The sequence below is a fragment of the Myxococcus sp. AB036A genome (assembly GCF_006547355.1).
In the GTDB taxonomy this organism is placed as follows: domain Bacteria; phylum Myxococcota; class Myxococcia; order Myxococcales; family Myxococcaceae; genus Myxococcus; species Myxococcus virescens.
Genome location: NZ_VHLC01000264.1, coordinates 1 through 269, shown reverse-complemented (window position 1 = coordinate 269; position 269 = coordinate 1). Strand labels below are relative to the sequence as shown.

The following is a 269-nucleotide window of genomic DNA, read 5'->3' as shown; positions in this document are numbered from 1 at the left end:
AGCCGCGCCTCTTCTGCGAGCCGAGCCTCTTCGGCCACGCGACGCTCTTCTTCGAGCCGCGCTTCTTCCGCCAGCCGAGCCTCTTCAGCCAAGCGCGCTTCTTCGGCAACGCGCGCTTCTTCGGCTACGCGAGCCTCTTCTGCGAGACGAGCCTCTTCCGCGAGACGAGCCTCTTCCGCCAGACGACGCTCTTCTTCGAGCCGTGCCTCTTCCGCGAGGCGACGCTCTTCTTCGAGACGAGCCTCTTCCGCGAGACGAGCCTCTTCCGC

1 pseudogene is annotated in these 269 nt (G+C 66.2%); it reads left to right on the top strand.

Annotation, left to right across the window (positions count from 1 at the left end):
* A pseudogene (locus tag FL344_RS38845) lies at positions 1-269 on the top strand (hypothetical protein); the annotation flags it as partial.